Origin of the sequence: Streptomyces sp. NPDC050315, from assembly GCF_040655775.1 — a bacterium.
Taxonomy (GTDB): Bacteria; Actinomycetota; Actinomycetes; order Streptomycetales; family Streptomycetaceae; genus Streptomyces.
Window position 1 is genome coordinate 767,241 of the sequence record NZ_JBFAKN010000002.1, and the last position, 17,051, is coordinate 784,291.

Below are 17,051 nucleotides of genomic sequence, written 5' to 3' on the forward strand. Positions count from 1 at the left end.
TCCCCGCCCACACCCATGACAGGTGACAACTAACAGATATTGAATCCTGTCATCTGTCATGGCACGGTGGAGGACATGCAGACTCGCACCCTTGGCACCACCGGCCCGCACACCTCCGCCCTCGGCCTCGGCTGCATGGGCATGTCCGCGCTCTACGGGGACACCGACCGCGCCGAGTCCCTCGCCACGATCCACGCCGCGCTGGACGCCGGGATCACGCTCCTGGACACCGGCGACTTCTACGGCATGGGCCACAACGAACTGCTCATCGACGAAGCCCTCCGCACCGCCCCGGCGGCCGCCCGCGAAAAGGCCCTGACCAGCGTGAAGTTCGGCGCGCTGCGCTCGATCGAGGGCGCGTTCCTCGGCTACGACGGACGGCCGGCAGCGGTGAAGAACTTCGCCGCGTACTCCCTCCAGCGCCTCGGCACCGACCACATCGACATCTACCGCCTCTCCCGCCTCGACCCCGACGTACCGATCGAGGAGACCGTCGGCGCGATCGCCGAGCTGGTCGAGGCCGGGCACGTGCGCCACATCGGCCTCTCCGAGGTGGGCGCGGAGACGCTGCGCCGGGCGGCGGCCACGGCGCCGATCTCCGACCTGCAGATCGAGTACTCGCTCATCTCGCGCGGCATCGAGGCGGACGTGCTGCCCACCGCGCGCGAGCTGGGCATCGGGATCACCGCGTACGGGGTGCTCTCCCGCGGCCTGATCAGCGGGCACTTCAGCCGCGACCGGGAGCTGGCCGCGAACGACTTCCGCAGCTTCAGCCCGCGCTTCCAGGGCGCCAACCTCGACCACAACCTGGGCCTGGTCGACGCCCTGCGGAAGATCGCCGAGGCGAAGGGCGTCTCGGTCGCGCAGACCGCGATCGCCTGGGTGCTGGACCGGGGCGAGGACATCGTCCCGCTGATCGGCGCCCGCACCCGCGAGCGGCTGACCGAGGCGCTCGGCGCGCTCGACATCACGCTGACCGCCGCGGACCTGGCGGCGATCGAGGAGGCGGTGCCGCCCGGCGCCGCGGCGGGCGACCGCTACCCCGCGGCGGCCATGGCCGACCTGGACAGCGAGCGCTGATTACGCCCGGCGGCGGGTGGGGCGTCGGATACGGTCCGTAGTACGGCACCCCACCCGCCGCCCCGCTCCCGAAAGGCCCGAACTCCCCATGCCGCCTGAGCCGCTGACCCGCGAACGCATCCTTGAGGCGACCGAGGAGGTGCTCCGCCGGCACGGTCAGGCCAAGGCCACCGTCGTGGACGTGGCGCGGGCGCTGGGCGTCAGCCACGGCAGCGTCTACCGCCACTTCCCGACGAAGGCGGCGCTGCGCGAGGCGGTCACGGGGCGCTGGCTGGAGCGTACGACCGGGGTGCTCGCGGACATCGCGGCGGACACCGAAGGTCCCGCAGCGGACCGGCTGACGCGGTGGCTCGACACCCTCTTCGCGGCGAAGCGCCGCAAGGCGGGCGACGACCCCGAACTCTTCGGCACGTACATGGTCCTGACGTCCGAAACGGCGAAGGTCGTCGACGCCCACGTCGCCGAACTGGTGGGCCAGCTCACCCGAATCATCACGGACGGCATCACCCAGGGCGCCTTCGCCCCCACCGCCCCGGAACCAACGGCCCGCGCCGTCTTCGACGCCACGGCCCGCTTCCACAACCCGGCCCACGCCGCCGAATGGCGCCACCCGGAAATCGAAGAACAGTTCTCGGTGGTACGGGAGCTACTGCTCCGCGGATTGTGCGCCCCGGCGCAGAATGGGGCGCCCTGGCCGAATCCGGCGGCGGAATAGTTCATTCGGTAAAACAGGCCAAACATTTACCCCTCGCGTTCTCCCCTGGTCGGGCGGCAGAAATCTCCACTACCGTCGCACGGCACTTCGCTCGCGTTCGAATTCGTATCCCGCCTTTCCGGATCCGTGCCCGCTGCATCCTTGTTAACTGCGAAGCGGACCACTTAAGTTGATCCCACCGCAGCCGAAATCCCGCATCCGGGCGGGAAAAGCATCCCAGTCCGGAGATACACGCATGACCGGATTTCACGCTGCCGGCGCACGTTTCCATGCCCCAACTCCGAGAAAAGGTGGTGTGCGATGCCGACTCCGCAGGACATACCGGCGAAGGACTTCCTCAACCGCAAGATCGACGTGTGCTTCAAGCACGGCGACCAGGACGGCGACGGCAAGATGACCGTGCGCGACATCTACTTCCTCGCCGTCCGGATCATCGCCGAACTGGCCGAGCCCATCGACTCGCCGAAGTCGCAGGCGCTGCTCAAGTCGTTCGAGAACTTCTGGCACGGCGTGTCCGAGGTCATGGACATCAACCGCGACGGCGTCATCACCCCGCTGGAGTGGCGCCGTGCCCTGACCGAAGGTTTCGCCAAGGAGCCGAAGAAGTTCGAGGACGGCTTCCGTCCGCTGGCCCAGGCGCTGTTCGACCTGTGCGACAAGGACGGCAGCGGCAAGGTCACCCAGCAGGAATTCGCGCGCTTCCACAAGGCGTTCGGGACCACGTCGGAGAACAGCGCGATCGCGTTCGACAAGCTCGACCGCGACGGCTCGGGCCACCTCTCCGTCGACGAACTCGCGGAGGCGTGGCGGGAGTACTACACGAGCACCGACCCGAATGCCCGGGGCAACTGGCTCTACGGTGACATCTTCCAGCCGAGCATCTGGGACGACGGCAAGGTGAAGGTCTGACCCAGCCGGGAAGGCCCCTTGGCGCGGGCTTCCACCCCGCGCCGGGGGCCTTTTCTCACCCACGTTTTCCTTCGGCCGGACAGGGAGACACCACGTGGCCACGCCCCTCGATCCCATTGCCGTCATCGGAATGGGGTGCCGTTTCGCCGCCGGGATCGACTCCCCCGCTGCGCTGTGGGAATTCCTCATGGCACACCGGGACGCGGTGCGGGACATTCCCCCGGAACGCTGGATGCCCTATACGACGCGGAGCAGAGAAGATGCCGCCGTGGTCAGGAATACGACGGCCCGCGGCGCCTACCTGGCCGACATCGCCGGTTTTGACGCCGAATTCTTCGGCATCTCGCCGCGCGAGGCCCAGCTCATGGATCCGCAGCAGCGGCTGTGCCTGGAGGTGGCCTGGGAGGCCCTGGAACGTGCCGGCCTGCCGCCGGACGCCCTGGCGGGCTCCGACACCGGGGTCTTCATCGGTATCGGCAACGACGACTACGGCCGCCGCCTCCTGGAGGACCTGCCGGGCATCGAAGCCTGGACGGGCATCGGCGCGGCCCTGTGCGGCACGCCCAACAGGGTGTCGCACGCACTCGACCTGCGCGGCCCCAGCATCGCCGTCGACACGGCCTGCTCCTCCTCGCTGGTCGCGGTCCACCAGGCGTGCCAGGCGCTGCGCACGGACCGGATCCCGCTCGCGCTGGCGGGCGGCGTCAGCCTGATCGCCGCGCCCGGGCTCGCCGTCGTACTGGACGCCGCGGGCGCGGTGGCCAGGGACGGCCGGTCGAAGGCGTTCGACGCCGCCGCCGACGGCTACGGGCGCGGCGAGGGCTGCGCCGTGGTCGTGCTCAAGCGGCTGGCCGACGCGGAGCGGGACGGCGACCACGTCCACGCGGTGATCGTGGGCAGCGCGGTGCACCAGGACGGCCGTACCGAAGGCATCATGGCCCCGAGCCGCACCGCCCAGGAACACCTGCTCCGCAGCGCGTACCGCGCCGCCGGCGTGCCCCCGGAAACCGTCGACTACGTGGAGGCCCACGGGACGGGCACCCCGGTCGGTGACCCGGCCGAGGCGGGGGCGCTCGCCGCGGTGCTCGGCGCGGGCCGCCCGCCGCACCGCCGCTGCCTGATCGGCTCGCTCAAGCCGCACATCGGGCACCTGGAGGCCGCGGCGGGCATCGCCGGCCTTATGAAGGCCGTACTCGCCGTCGAGCGCGGCATCGTCCCGCCCACCCTGACCACCGCGGGCCCCAACCCGGCCATTCCCTGGGCCGATTCCGGTCTGGCGCTGGTCACCGAGCCGGCCGGCTGGCCGGCCACGGGCGGCCGCCCGCGCCGCGCGGGCGTCGCCGGCTACGGTTACGGCGGCACGCTCGCGCACGCGGTACTCCAGTCGGCCCCGCGCCGCGCGACGCTGCCGGGTGACCGGCGGGAGACGGTCCGCGGCACAACCGGCCCCGGGCCCCGTCCACTCATGCTCTTCCCGCTGTCCGGCGCCACCGAGGCCGGCCTGCGGGCCAACGCGGATCGCCTCGCCACGTGGCTGAACGCCCACCCGGATGCCGACCTCGCCGCCGTCGGGCGGACGCTCGCGCACCACAGGGCCCACCTGCCCGTACGCGCCGTCGTCCGCGCCACGAGCCCGGCCGAGTTGGGCGGCCGGCTGCGTGCCCTCGCCGGGGGACGGGCCGACGGCGACACCGTGACGGGCCGGTCCGCGCGCCCGTCCGCCGACCCCGCCGATCCGGTGTGGATCTTCTCCGGGCACGGTGCGCAGTGGGCCGGCATGGGCCGCGGCCTGCTCGCGGACGAGCCCGCGTTCGCCGACGTACTGGACCGGCTGGATCCGGTGTTCCGCGAGGAGGCCGGCTACTCGCCCCGCGAGCTGCTGCTGGCCGGCGAGGTCACCGCCGCCGACCGCGTGCAGACGCTGACGTACGCCGTGCAGACCGGCCTCGCCGCCGTGTGGCGCTCCTACGGGGTGCGTCCCGCGGCGGTCATCGGCCACTCGGTCGGCGAGTTCGCCGCCGCGGCCGCCGCGGGGGTGGTCGGCATCGAGGAGGGCGCCCGGCTGGTCTGCCGCCGCTCGCTGCTGCTGCGCCCGCTCGCCGGTACCGGCGCGATGGCACTGGCGGGCCTGGACTTCGCGGCGGCGGCGGCCCGGCTCGCGGGCCACCCGCTGCTGGCCGCGGCGGTGCACGCCGCGCCGGGCTCGACCGTGGTGTCCGGTGCGGCCGCGGCCGTACGGGAGGTCACGGAGCGCTGGGCGGCGGAGGGCATCCCCGTCCGCGCGGTCGCCTCCGACCTCCCCTTCCACAGTCCGCTCATGGAGCCGCTGCGCGCCGAACTCGTCGCGGCGCTCAAGGACATCGACCCGGCCGGCCCGGCCGTGCCGCTCTACACCACCGCGCTGCCCGACCCCCGGGACCGTGCGCCGCGCGACGCCGAGTACTGGGCGACGAACCTGTGCGGCCCGGTGCGGTTCGCACAGGCGGTGGCGGCCGCCGTGGCGGACGGACACCGCGCCTTCCTGGAACTGTCCGCGCACCCGATCGTGACCCACTCGGTCGAGGAGACCCTCGCGGACGCGGGCGTACGGGACACCTGCGTCGCCCACTCCGTGCGCCGCCGGTCCGAGGAGCGGGCCACCGTGCGGGAGAACCTCGCCACGCTGCACTGCCACGGCGTACGCGTCGACTGGTCCGCCCTGCACCGGCCCGCGGGACCGCGCGCCCCGCTGCCGGTCAACGCCTGGCAGCACCGCCGCCACTGGGCGGAGCCCAGCCCCGCGCCGTCCGGGGCGGGGCCGGGCCACGACCCCGGTACGCACACCCTGCTGGGCGACCGGCTGACCGTGGACGGCACCTCGCGGGCCCATCTGTGGCGGACCCGCCTGGACCATGCGAACCGGCCCTACCCGGGCGGCCACGCGGTGGGTGGTACCGAGATCGTTCCGGCGGCGGTGCTCCTGCACACGCTCCTGACCGCCGCGTCGCTCACCGGTCCGCGGCCCGCGCTGCGGGACGTGGTCCTGCGGGTACCGGTCTCCACCGGCGTCGCACGGGACGTGCAGGTCGTCTGCCAGGACGGGGCGCTGCGCCTCTCCTCCCGTACGGCCGACCCCGCCACCGAAGGCATGCGCCCGGAGGCCGGCTGGCTCACGCACACCACCGCGTTCGTCGCCACCGATGAGCCGGGCGAGGAGCCGACCGGCCGGAACGCGCTCCCCGGCACGCCCGGCGAGCCCTGCGATCCCGCCTTCGTCGTCGACACGCTCGCCTCCCTCGGCGTGGCCTCCATGGGGTTCCCCTGGCAGGTGAGCGAACTGCGGCGGTCGGCAGCCGGGTTGACAGCCACCGTCACGGCCGGTGCGGAGGGGGCGGGGACCTGGGCCCCCGTCCTGGACGCCGCACTGTCCACGGCCTCGCTGTGCTTCCCGGGCCCCGCCACCCTGCGCATGCCCGCCCGCATCGGCTCCGCGGTCCTCCTCTCCGGTCTCACGGCCCCGCCCGCCGAGGCGCTGATCCGCATCCGCCTGGACCCGGCGGAGCGCGAGAGCGTGGACGTGGACATCGCCGACGCGCACGGCTCCTTGGCCGCGTGCCTGCGCGGCGTCCGCTTCGGCAGCCCCGAGCCCGACCCCGGGACCGCCGGGAGCCCCGCGGCCCTGCTCCACGACGTGGTGTGGCGGCCGTACGAGCCGACCGCCGCCCGGGACGTCCCCCTGCGCCGCGTCGTCCTCGTCGGCGGTGACGGGGCGCTGGCGACGGCCCTGGCCCCGCACCTCAGCCGCATGGGTGTCCGACTGGCAGCCGTCCCCGACGCGGCCGGCCTCGCCGCCCGGCGGGAGGGCCTCACCCATAGCGACGCGGTACTGGTGGCCCCCGCGCCGCTGTCCCCGCCGGCCACCGTCGCCGAGGCCGCGGCGCACCACACCGCTCTGGCGGCCCGCGTGGCCCGCCTCCTCGCCACGACGGGGGCGGGCCGGCCGCCGGTCCTGTGGTGTCTCACCCGGGGGGCCGGCGCGGCGCGCACCGCCGCCGGGCTGGCCCAGGCGCCCCTGTGGGGGCTGGGCCCGGTCGTCGCGGGCGAGCATCCGGAGCTGATGGCGGCCACCGTCGAGCTGCCCGAGGAGCCGTCCGGAGCGGACCTCGCCGCCCTGGCCGGTCTGTTGCGGTCCCGCTGCGACGAGGACGTCATCGCCGTGCACGACGGTGTGCCGGCCACCGCGCGGCTGGCCCGCGCGACCGGGCTGCGGCCCGGTTCGGGACCCGCGTGCCGGGCGGACGGCACCTACCTGGTGACCGGCGGGCTCGGCGCGCTCGGCCTGCACGTCGCCCAGTGGCTCGCCGACCGCGGAGCGCGCCGCCTCGTCCTCACCGGCCGCCGTCCGCTCCCGCCCCGCACGGCCTGGGACTCCGCCCACGACCCCGCCACGGCCCACCGCATCGAGGTGGTCCGCGCCCTGGAGGCCACCGGGGTCACCGTGCGCACCCTCGCCGCCGACATCGCCGACCACGACCGCACCGCGCGCCTGCTCGCACCCGAAGCGCTCGGCCTGCCGCCGGTACGCGGTGTGGTGCACGCGGCGGGTGTCGCGGACAACGCTCCGCTGCACGCGCTGGACGAGGAGACGGTACGGGCCGTCCTGCGTCCCAAGGTGGACGGCGCCCTCGTGCTCCACCGGCTGTTCCCGCCCGGCAGCGTGGACTTCTTCGTGCTCTTCTCCTCGGCGGGACAGCTGCTGCGCATGCCCGGCCAGGCCGCGTACGCCGCCGCCAACGCATTCCTCGACGCGCTGGCCCGGCACCGGCGCGCGGACGGCCACCGCGACACACTCGCCCTGGCCTGGACGAGCTGGCACGGCCTCGGCCTCTCCGTGTCCTCGGACGCCATCGACGCCGAGCTGCACGCACGCGGCACCGCGGACATCACCGCGGCCCAGGCCCTGCGCGCCTGGGACAGCGCCGGATCCCCGGAGGACGGCCGGCGCGCCGTCCTGCGCGTACTGCCATCCGGTCCCGGCATGGAACGTCCGCCGTACTTACGGGAGTTGACGCCGGACGTCGCTGTCCCCGAGACGCCGGAGGACAACAGCGCCTGGCGGCAGCTGGCCGGGGCCGACCTCCGGGCCCACCTGCTCGCGGAGGTGGGCAGAGCCGCCGCCGACACCCTGCGGACCGAACCCGGGACGGTGGATCCGCACCGGCCGCTCGCGGAGCTGGGCCTGGACTCGCTGCTGTCGGTCACGCTCCGCCGCACCCTCCAGGAGCGGCTGGGCACCGCCCTCCCCGCGGCCCTCCTCTGGAACCGGCCCACGGTCACCGAGATCGCCGGCCACCTCGCCGAGCTGTCCCGCCCCGCCCCGGCCCCCGCTTCCCCCTCCACCGGCACCAGCAAGAAGTGAGCGAAGGAGCACGTCATGCCCACCGACGCAGACATCCACGGCTTCGCGAGCGACCCGATCACCTACTTCTCGTACTCACGGCACGCCATGCACACGCTTCCGCCGCAGGAGCTGGCGGAGCTCCAGCTCGCGGCCCTGCGGATGCGGTTCGCGCAGCTGCGCGACCGGCTCCCGGTGGTGCGGACCATGGCGGACGAACAGGACGTGCACGAGATCCGCGGGCTCGACGACGCGGCCCCGCTGCTCTTCCCGCACACGGTCTACAAGTCCTACCCGCCCTCACTCCTCCTGGAGGCCCGCTTCGACCAGCTCACCACCTGGCTCTCCCGGCTGACGACGGTGGACCTCTCGGGCGTGGACGCCTCCGGCTGCGAGTCGATCGACAGCTGGCTGGAGCTGCTGGACACGCACACGGAGCTGCGCCCCGCCCACTCCACCGGCACCTCGGGCACGATGTCCTTCGCCCCGCACTCGTACGACGACTTCGACAAGCTGTACGCGATCATGCGCCTGGACGTCTTTCCCGATCCCGCGCAGCGCGAGGAGCCCATCGACTTCGTCTACCCGTACTTCCGTACCGGGCGCAGCGGCATCGCCCGGCACGGCGCCGCCATCATGGAGCGCATCGCCCGCGACCCCGACCGCGTCCACACCCTCCACCCGGGCCTGGCCAGCGCGGACGTGATGTTCCTCGCCGGACGGCTGCGGGCGGCCGCGGCCCGCGGCGAGCGGGACCGGGTGGTCATCCCGGAGTCGATGCGCAAGCGCCGCGAGGAGTTCGAGGAGGCGCAGCGCGCGGCGCGGACCGGCATGGGGGCCTTCGTCGAGCGGCTCGCGGACCGGCTGCGCGGCCGGCGGATCGTCAGCCTGGGCACCTGGGACGTCAACTACCGCATGGCGAAGGCCGGTCTGGAGCGCGGCATCGAGGGGCTGTTCGCACCGGACTCGGTGTACTGCTGGGGCGGCGGCTCCAAGGACGGCTCGATGCCGGACGACTGGGAGGACGCGGCGCGGCGCTTCGCGGGCGTGCCGCGGCTGCACCATGTGTACGCGATGGCCGAGGTGACGGCGCTCAACCTCTTCTGCACGCACGGCCGTTACCACATCGAGCCGTGGACGGTGCTGTACGTGCTGGACGCCGACACCGGCCGGCCGCTGCCGCGCGACGGCGTGCGCACCGGCCGGGCCGCGTTCTTCGACCTGCTCGCGGACACCCACTGGGGCGGCTTCGTCTCCGGGGATCAGGTCACCGTCGACTGGTCACCGTGCGCCTGCGGCCGCACATCGCCGGGCCTGGAGCAGTCCATCGGCCGCTTCAGCGAGCGGCAGGGCGGCGACGACAAGATCACCTGCGCGGCGAGCGACGAGGCACTGGGCGAGGCCCTGGAGTTCCTCAACGAGGAGCTGGTATGACCACCACGTCCCCCGGCCGGTCCGCCGTCACGGCCCTGACCGTGCCCGCGTACCTCCGCGGCGAGACCGTCGGCGACCACCTGATCACCTTCTCCGGGCGCGGCCAGGACGCGGGCTTCCGCGCCCCCGACCCGGCCACTGTCCTGGACCGGCTGCCGCTGGGCGACCCGTCCCGCATGCGCGACCTGTACGAGCTGACGACCGAGGACGTCGTCGGCTACCTCGCCGCGCTCGGGCCCCGGCTGGCCCTGTCCGAGAATCCCCTGCTCCAGGAGGCGCTGGCGCACGCCGCCGACTGGTCCGACCTCTCCCCCGGCGTGCTGCGCGGCTGCTACGAACGGCTGCCGGAGTTCTTCACCGCCGAGGCCGTCCGCGAGATCGCCGAACGGGCCGTCGGCACCGCCTGCCTGGACGGCTGGACCCGGGTCCGTACGACGGACGGGTGGCGCGCTTCGGTCCGTGCCATCGGCTCCCGCGCCGTCCACATCATCGCCGGCAACAGCCCGGAGATCGCCGCTCTCACCCTCATCCGCAATGCCGTCACCCGCGGCGACGCGATCATCAAGAGCCCGTCCAACGACCCGCTCACCGCACTCGCCATCGCCCGCACCATGGCCGCCACGGCACCGGACCACCCGCTCACCCGGCACGTGGCCGTGGCGTACTGGAAGGGCGGGGACGAGCGGATCGAGCGGGCCCTGTACCGGCCCGAGAACGTCGAGAAGATCGTCGCCTGGGGCGGGTTCGCCTCCGTCCGGCACGTGACCCGCTACATCCAGCCGGGCCTGGAGCTCATCTCGCTCGACCCCAAGCTCAGTGCCACCGTCATCGGCCCCGAGGCGTTCACGGACTCCGATGCCATGGCCCGTACGGCACGCCTGGCCGCCGTCGACGTCGGCGCGCTCAACCAGCTCGGCTGCTTCAACGCCCGGGTGATCTACGCGGTGACCGGCCGCGACGAGAAGGGCGTCGAGCGCGCGGCCGAGTGGGCCGAACTGCTGCACCAAGAGGTCCAGCGGCTGCCCGGACACCTCAGCAGCCGCGCCAAGCGCTTCGACCCCGACCTGCGCGCCGGGCTGCTCGCACTGCGCACTGCGCCCGACTGGTACCGGGTGATCGGCGGCCGGCAGGACGAGGGCGCGGTGATCGTCTCACGGACCGGCGAGCCGGTGGCCTTCCACACCGCGCTCTCCGGCCGGGTGGCCAATGTCGTCCCCGTCGACGCTCCCGAGGACGCGGTACGGGCCATGAACTCCGCCACCCAGACCGTCGGCGTCCACCCCGAGTCCCTCAAGGAGCGGCTGCGCGACCTCGTACCGCTCTACGGCGTCCAGCGCCTGGTCTCCCTCGGCCACGCCACCCGTTTCCGTGCGGAGCTCCCCCAGGACGCGATGGAGCCGCTGCGCCGGATGGTCAAGTGGATCGTGGACGAGACGTACGACGAGCCCGGGGAGGAGGGGGCGGCCGCCTCCGCGTGCCCGGTCGCCCGCCTCACCGCCGCCTTCGACCACCACGACCCGGAGTTCACGCCCGAGGTCGCGCGCCGGGTCCAGCAGGCGTTACGGGAACAGGGCCGGGTCGCCCGTACCGAAGCGCACGGCGGGGCGTGGCTGCTGTCCCGCCACGAGGACGTGCTGCGGGCGCTGTCGGACGACGAGACGTTCAGCTCCGGCTCGGGCATCTTCTTCCCGCGCGCGGAGGGCACGCCGCGCTTCGCGCCACTGGAGTACGACCCGCCGGAGCACACGTTCTTCCGCGCGCTGATGCGGCCGGCCTTCGTGCGGGCCCAGGTGGCGCGGCTGGCGCCCCAGGTCCGCGAGGTGGTGTCGGGGCTCGTCGCCCCGCTCGTCGCCCGCGGCGGCGGGGACCTGATCCGGGAGCTGTGCACCCCGCTCCCCCTCGTCGTCCTCGGCCTCGCGGTCGGCTTCACGGAGGGAGCCCAGCGGCGCCTCCGCGACCTGACCCGGAACATGTGGGCCCGGATGCCGAAGGACGGCTCCGCCGCGGGGTTCTGGCCGCAGATGGAGGAGCTGCTGCAGAGCGAGATCCAGCAGGCCCGGGAGCGCGCCGGTGACGACTTCCTCGCCCGGCTGGTACGGGCCGAGCGGGCCGGCCGGCCGCTCACCGACGCCGAGCTGCGGGTCATGCTCGTCGGCTTCGCGGTCGGCGGTCACCAGACGACCCTGAACGCGCTCGCCCACCTGCTGTGGACGCTGGCCCGCGCCCCGGAGTGGCAGCACCGGCTGCGGGAGCGCCCCGAGCTGATGCCCGCGGCAGCGGAGGAGGCACTGCGGCTGTGGACCCCCGCGGACCACAGCACGCGCGTGACGACGAGGGACGTGGAGATCGGCGGCGTGACGATCCCGGCCGGGGACCGGGTCATCCTGCTGACCGGTGCCGCGAACCGCGATCCGGCGGTCTTCCCCGACCCGGAGGCGTTCCGCCTCGACCGGCCGCCGAACCTGCACCTGACCTTCGGCCGCGGCATCCACTTCTGCATCGGCGCGCCGCTCGCCCGCCTGGAATTCCGCATCGTCCTGGAGGAACTGGCCCGCCACGCGCCGTACGCCCTGACGGCCGAACCCACCCGCTTCTACGAAAATGGCCGCCACTTGGCCTTGGACGGCCTGGAGGTCCGCTTCGGCTGAGCTCGGTGGTCGACCGCGGCGCCGTCGTGGCCGTTCGCGCCGTTCCCCGCGCCCCTGAAGGGGCGCGGGGAAGGCCGGGTCAGCAGCCGAGGAGGCGCCCACCCAGGTAGGACTGGATCTGATCCAGCGACACCCGCTCCTGCTTCATCGTGTCGCGCTCGCGCACGGTCACGGCGTTGTCGTCGAGGGTGTCGAAGTCGACCGTGACGCAGAACGGCGTGCCGATCTCGTCCTGGCGGCGGTAGCGGCGGCCGATCGCGCCCGCGTCGTCGAAGTCGATGTTCCAGTTCTTGCGCAGGTCCGCCGCGAGGCCCTTGGCCTTCGGGGACAGCTGCGGGTTCCGGGACAGCGGCAGGACGGCGACCTTGACCGGCGACAGGCGCGGGTCGAGGCGCAGGACGGCGCGCTTCTCCATCTTGCCCTTGGCGTTGGGCGCCTCGTCCTCGGTGAACGCGTCGAGCATGAAGGCGAGCATCGCGCGGCCGACACCGGCCGCGGGCTCGATGACGTACGGGACGTACCGCTCGCCGGCCTCCTGGTCGAAGTACGACAGGTCCTGGCCGGACGCCTTGGAGTGCGAGGAGAGGTCGTAGTCCGTGCGGTTCGCGACGCCCTCCAGCTCGCCCCACTCCGAGCCGCCGAACTGGAAGCGGTACTCGATGTCAGCGGTGCGCTTGGAGTAGTGCGAGAGCTTCTCGGCGGGGTGCTCGTACCAGCGGATGTTCTCCTCGCGGATGCCGAGGTCGCGGTACCAGTTCCAGCGCTGCTCCATCCAGTACTCGTGCCACTGCTCGTCCTCGCCCGGCTTGACGAAGAACTCCATCTCCATCTGCTCGAACTCGCGGGTGCGGAAGATGAAGTTGCCCGGCGTGATCTCGTTACGGAACGACTTGCCCATCTGGGCGATGCCGAACGGGGGCTTCTTGCGCGAAGTCTGCTGGACCTGGGCGAAGTTGGTGAAGATGCCCTGGGCGGTCTCGGGGCGGAGGTACGCGACCGAGCCGGAGTCCTGGGTCGGGCCGAGGTGCGTGGAGAGCAGGCCGGAGAACTGCTTGGGCTCGGTGAAGCCGCCCTTGTTGCCGCAGTGCGGGCAGTTGATGTCGGCCATGCCGTTGGCGGGCAGGTGGCCGTGCTTGGCCTCGTACGCCTCTTCCAGGTGGTCCGCGCGGAACCGCTTGTGGCAGGAGGTGCACTCGGTCAGCGGGTCGGTGAAGGTGGCGACGTGGCCGGAGGCCACCCAGACCTCCGAGGCCAGGATGACCGACGAGTCGAGACCGACCACGTCGTCGCGCGAGGTGACCATGTTGCGCCACCACTGACGCTTGATGTTCTCCTTGAGCTCCACACCGAGCGGACCGTAGTCCCAGGCGGCGCGCTGGCCGCCGTAGATCTCACTGCACGGATATACGAAGCCACGGCGCTTGCTCAGGCTGACGATGGTGTCGATCTTGTCGGCGGCCACGGTGCTCTCTTCATTGCGACGACGAACAGCGAATGGTTCAGGGTACCGGCGGCCGTACCCCCGGGATCAAATCGGTTCCGGGCCCTGTCCCCCTCTCACCTGGTTTGTTGACAATCGTTTCCAGCCCAGTTGAAAATGACTGTCATGAACGTACGCCGTCAGATATCCACCGCCGCCCTCGCCGGCTCCGCCGTCCTGGGCCTCCTCGCCGTTTCCGCCTGCTCCACCTCCGGTGCGACGGGCAAGGAGGACGGCAAGCTCGCCGTGACGGCGTCCTTCTACCCGATGCAGTTCCTCGCCGAGAAGATCGGCGGCAAGCACGTCTCGGTGACCAGCCTCACCGCCCCCGGCACCGAGCCGCACGACCTGGAGCTCAGCCCCAAGCAGACCGCCCAGCTCGGCGAGTCCGACGCGATCGTCTACCTCAAGGGCGTCCAGCCCGCCGTGGACGAGGCGATCAAGCAGTCCGGCGTGAAGAACGTCGCCGAGGCGAGCTCCTTCACCGAGCTGGAGAACCACGGCACGGAGGTCGGCGAGCACGGCGGCCACGAAGAGCACGCGGAGCACGCGGGCGAGAGCAAGGAAGAGCACGCGGAGCACGCCGGCGAGAGCAAGGAAGAGCACGCGGAGCACGCGGGCGAGGAGTCCGCCCTCGACCCGCACATCTGGCTCGACCCCGTGAAGTACGCCGAGGCCGCCAAGGGCGTCGAGAAGACCCTGGCCGCCGCCGACCCCAAGCACAAGGCCGACTACAAGAAGAACGCCGACGCCCTGGTCGAGGAGCTGCACACGCTCGACAAGGACTTCAAGGACGGCCTGAAGAACCGGAAGAGCGACACCTTCATCACCTCCCACTCGGCCTTCGGCTACCTGGCCGAGCGCTACGGCCTCAAGCAGGAGGCCATCGGCGGCCTGGACCCGGAGAGCGGCGACGTCAGCGGCAGCCGCATCAAGGAGCTGCAGGCCCTCGCCAAGAAGAACGACGTCAACACCGTCTTCTTCGAGACGCTCGCGAGCCCGGACGTGGCCAAGACCCTGGCCAAGGACGTCGGCGCCAAGACCGATGTGCTCGACCCGATCGAGGGCATCACCAAGAAGTCCCGCGGCGACGACTACATCGCGGTCATGGAGTCCAACCTCAAGGCGCTGCAGAAGGCCCTGGGCGCGAAGTGACGGAAGGAACGGTCGGCATGAGCAGTACGGAAGGCGGCGGCCCGGTAGTGGCGCTGCGCGGCGCGAGCGCGGCGCTCGGCGCCCGCCCCGTGCTGCGCGGCATCGACCTGACCGTGCGGCGCGGCGAGGTCGTCGCGCTGCTCGGCGCGAACGGCTCCGGCAAGTCCACGGCCGTCCGCGCCGTGGTCGGCCAGGTGCCGCTCAGCTCCGGCGAGCTGGAGCTGTTCGGCACGCCCGCGCGCCGCTTCAAGGACTGGGCGCGCATCGGCTACGTACCGCAGCGCACCACGGCGGCGGGCGGCGTGCCCGCCACGGTCCGCGAGGTCGTGGCGGCGGGCCGGCTGGCCCGTACGAAGCTGAAGTGGCCCGGCAGGGCGGACCGGGCGGCCGTGACGGCGGCCCTGGAGAAGGTCGGCATGGCCGACCGCGCCAAGGACTCGGTCGGCGCGCTCTCCGGCGGCCAGCACCAGCGCGTACTGATAGCCCGCGCGCTGGTCGCCGAGCCCGAGCTGCTGATCATGGACGAGCCGATGGCCGGCGTGGACCTCGCCAGCCAGGAGGTACTGGCGCAGACGCTGCGCACCCAGGTCGAGGCCGGGGCCACGGTCCTGCTCGTACTGCACGAGCTGGGCCCCCTGGAGCCGCTGATCGACCGGGCCGTGGTGCTGCGGGACGGCTGCGTCGTCCACGACGGGCCGCCCCCGGAGGCCGTGGGCCAGCACGCGCTCCCCGGCCACGATCACGTACACCCGCACGCGGACCCGGCCCACGAGCCGGTCCGGACAGGACTGCTGACCTGAGATGGACATCCTCACCTACGCCTTCATGCAGCGGGCGCTGATCGCCGCGGCCCTGGTCGGCATCACCGCGCCCGCCGTCGGCATCTATCTCGTGCAGCGCCGCCAGGCGATCATGGGCGACGGCATCGGGCACGTGGCGCTGACCGGCGTCGCGCTCGGCGTCCTGCTCAACACCTCGCCGGTGTGGATGGCCGTCCTGGTCGCCACGATCGGCGCGGTGGTCATGGAGCTGGTCCGGTCGTACGGCAAGACGCGCGGCGACATCGCGCTCGCCATGCTCTTCTACGGCGGCATGGCCGGCGGCGTCATGATCATCAACCTCGCGCCCGGCGGCTCCACCGCCAACCTGACGAGCTACCTCTTCGGCTCCATCACCAGCGTCTCCCCCGAGGACGTCACGGTCACCGCGATCCTGGCCGCCTTCGTGCTGGTGATCACGTTCGGGCTGCGCCGCCAGCTCTTCGCGATCTGCCAGGACGAGGAGTTCGCCCGCGTCACCGGCCTGCCCGTACGCGTACTGAATCTCCTGCTCGCGGTCACCGCCGCGGTCACGGTCACGGTCGCCATGCGCGCCGTCGGTCTGCTGCTGGTCAGCGCGCTGCTGGTGGTGCCGGTCGCGGCCGCCCAGCAGGCCACCCGCGGCTTCGCCGCGACCCTCGCCATCGCGGTGGCGATCGGCGTGATCGTCACCCTCTCCGGTACGGCCGTGTCGTTCTACGTGGACGTGCCGCCGGGCGCGAGCATCGTGCTGCTGGCCATCGCGGTCTTCGCCGTCTTCTCGCTGATCGCCGCGCCACTGGCGAAAAAACGCGCGCGGGCGGCCGCGCGCGCCGAGGAGAGGTGCACCCTGGAGATGCCGGGAGCACGTCCTCCCGCTGACGATGTCGGCGTGCGGGCGTAAGAGTCCCAGCCGGGCGCCGGTCATCACCTGGCACAATGGCCGGACGCTCCGCAGGGGGATGTTCTACGCCTAAGGGAGGCAACGGTGGCGACGAGCGCGGGATCTCCGGTGCGCGGCCGGTCGACGCGGCAGCGAGCCGCCGTGGCCGCGGCTCTCGACGAGGTCGACGAGTTCCGCAGCGCGCAGGAACTGCACGACATGCTCAAGCACCGGGGCGACTCGGTGGGGCTCACCACGGTCTACCGCACGCTCCAGTCGCTGGCCGACGCCGGCGAGGTGGACGTGCTGCGCACCAGCGAGGGCGAGGCCGTCTACCGCCGGTGCAGCACCGACGACCACCATCACCACCTGGTCTGCCGCTCCTGCGGCAAGGCCGTGGAGGTCGAGGGTCCGGCGGTGGAGAAGTGGGCCGATCAGATCGCGGCGGAGCACGGCTTCCGTGACGTCGCGCACACGATCGAGATCTTCGGCACGTGCGGGGACTGCGTGAAGGCCGCACAGGCGTCCTAGGGACGCCGTAAGAACAACGAAGGGCCCGGGGGCCGCACAGGC

General features: G+C 72.6%; 11 protein-coding genes. 10 read left to right on the top strand and 1 reads right to left on the bottom strand.

What is annotated here, in order from left to right:
• The first annotated feature begins 75 nt into the window (after positions 1–75).
• From AB0I82_RS10445 to AB0I82_RS10470, 6 genes are all read left to right on the top strand, one after another.
• Complete coding sequence (locus AB0I82_RS10445; protein WP_363256739.1) at positions 76–1,080, top strand: aldo/keto reductase; 1,005 nt, start codon at positions 76–78, stop codon at positions 1,078–1,080.
• Positions 1,081–1,168: 88 nt separating this feature from the next.
• Entirely contained in the window at positions 1,169–1,795 is a 627-nt protein-coding gene (locus tag AB0I82_RS10450; RefSeq protein WP_363256740.1) for a TetR family transcriptional regulator, read from the top strand.
• A gap of 300 nt (positions 1,796–2,095) precedes the next feature.
• Entirely contained in the window at positions 2,096–2,704 is a 609-nt protein-coding gene (locus AB0I82_RS10455; protein WP_363256741.1) for an EF-hand domain-containing protein, read from the top strand.
• 94 nt (positions 2,705–2,798) lie between these two features.
• Positions 2,799–8,102, top strand: coding sequence for an SDR family NAD(P)-dependent oxidoreductase (locus AB0I82_RS10460; protein WP_363256742.1), 5,304 nt, complete (start codon positions 2,799–2,801; stop codon positions 8,100–8,102).
• Between the two features lie 15 nt (positions 8,103–8,117).
• Entirely contained in the window at positions 8,118–9,515 is a 1,398-nt protein-coding gene (locus tag AB0I82_RS10465; RefSeq protein WP_363256743.1) for a hypothetical protein, read from the top strand.
• Positions 9,512–12,163: a cytochrome P450 gene (locus tag AB0I82_RS10470; protein ID WP_363256744.1), complete on the top strand. Its 2,652-nt coding sequence runs from the start codon at positions 9,512–9,514 to the stop codon at positions 12,161–12,163. The genes AB0I82_RS10465 and AB0I82_RS10470 overlap by 4 nt, the downstream gene beginning before the upstream one ends.
• 79 nt (positions 12,164–12,242) lie before the next feature.
• Here AB0I82_RS10470 and AB0I82_RS10475 read toward each other — a convergent pair whose 3' ends face one another.
• On the bottom strand, positions 12,243–13,625 hold the full coding sequence (locus tag AB0I82_RS10475) for a glycine--tRNA ligase (protein ID WP_363256745.1): 1,383 nt from the start codon (positions 13,623–13,625) through the stop codon (positions 12,243–12,245).
• 144 nt (positions 13,626–13,769) lie between these two features.
• Here AB0I82_RS10475 and AB0I82_RS10480 point away from each other — a divergent pair, with 144 nt between their 5' ends.
• The 4 genes from AB0I82_RS10480 (at position 13,770) to AB0I82_RS10495 (ending at position 17,009) form a co-directional block, all read left to right on the top strand.
• The gene (locus AB0I82_RS10480; RefSeq protein ID WP_363256746.1) at positions 13,770–14,798 is read left to right on the top strand and encodes a zinc ABC transporter substrate-binding protein; all 1,029 of its coding nucleotides are present in this window, start codon (positions 13,770–13,772) and stop codon (positions 14,796–14,798) included.
• 17 nt (positions 14,799–14,815) lie between these two features.
• Entirely contained in the window at positions 14,816–15,598 is a 783-nt protein-coding gene (locus AB0I82_RS10485; protein WP_363256748.1) for a metal ABC transporter ATP-binding protein, read from the top strand.
• A 1-nt stretch (position 15,599) separates the two neighbouring features.
• Positions 15,600–16,499: an iron chelate uptake ABC transporter family permease subunit gene (locus tag AB0I82_RS10490; RefSeq protein WP_363256749.1), complete on the top strand. Its 900-nt coding sequence runs from the start codon at positions 15,600–15,602 to the stop codon at positions 16,497–16,499.
• Between the two features lie 84 nt (positions 16,500–16,583).
• On the top strand, positions 16,584–17,009 hold the full coding sequence (locus AB0I82_RS10495; RefSeq protein WP_363256750.1) for a transcriptional repressor: 426 nt from the start codon (positions 16,584–16,586) through the stop codon (positions 17,007–17,009).
• The last annotated feature ends 42 nt before the right edge of the window (positions 17,010–17,051 follow it).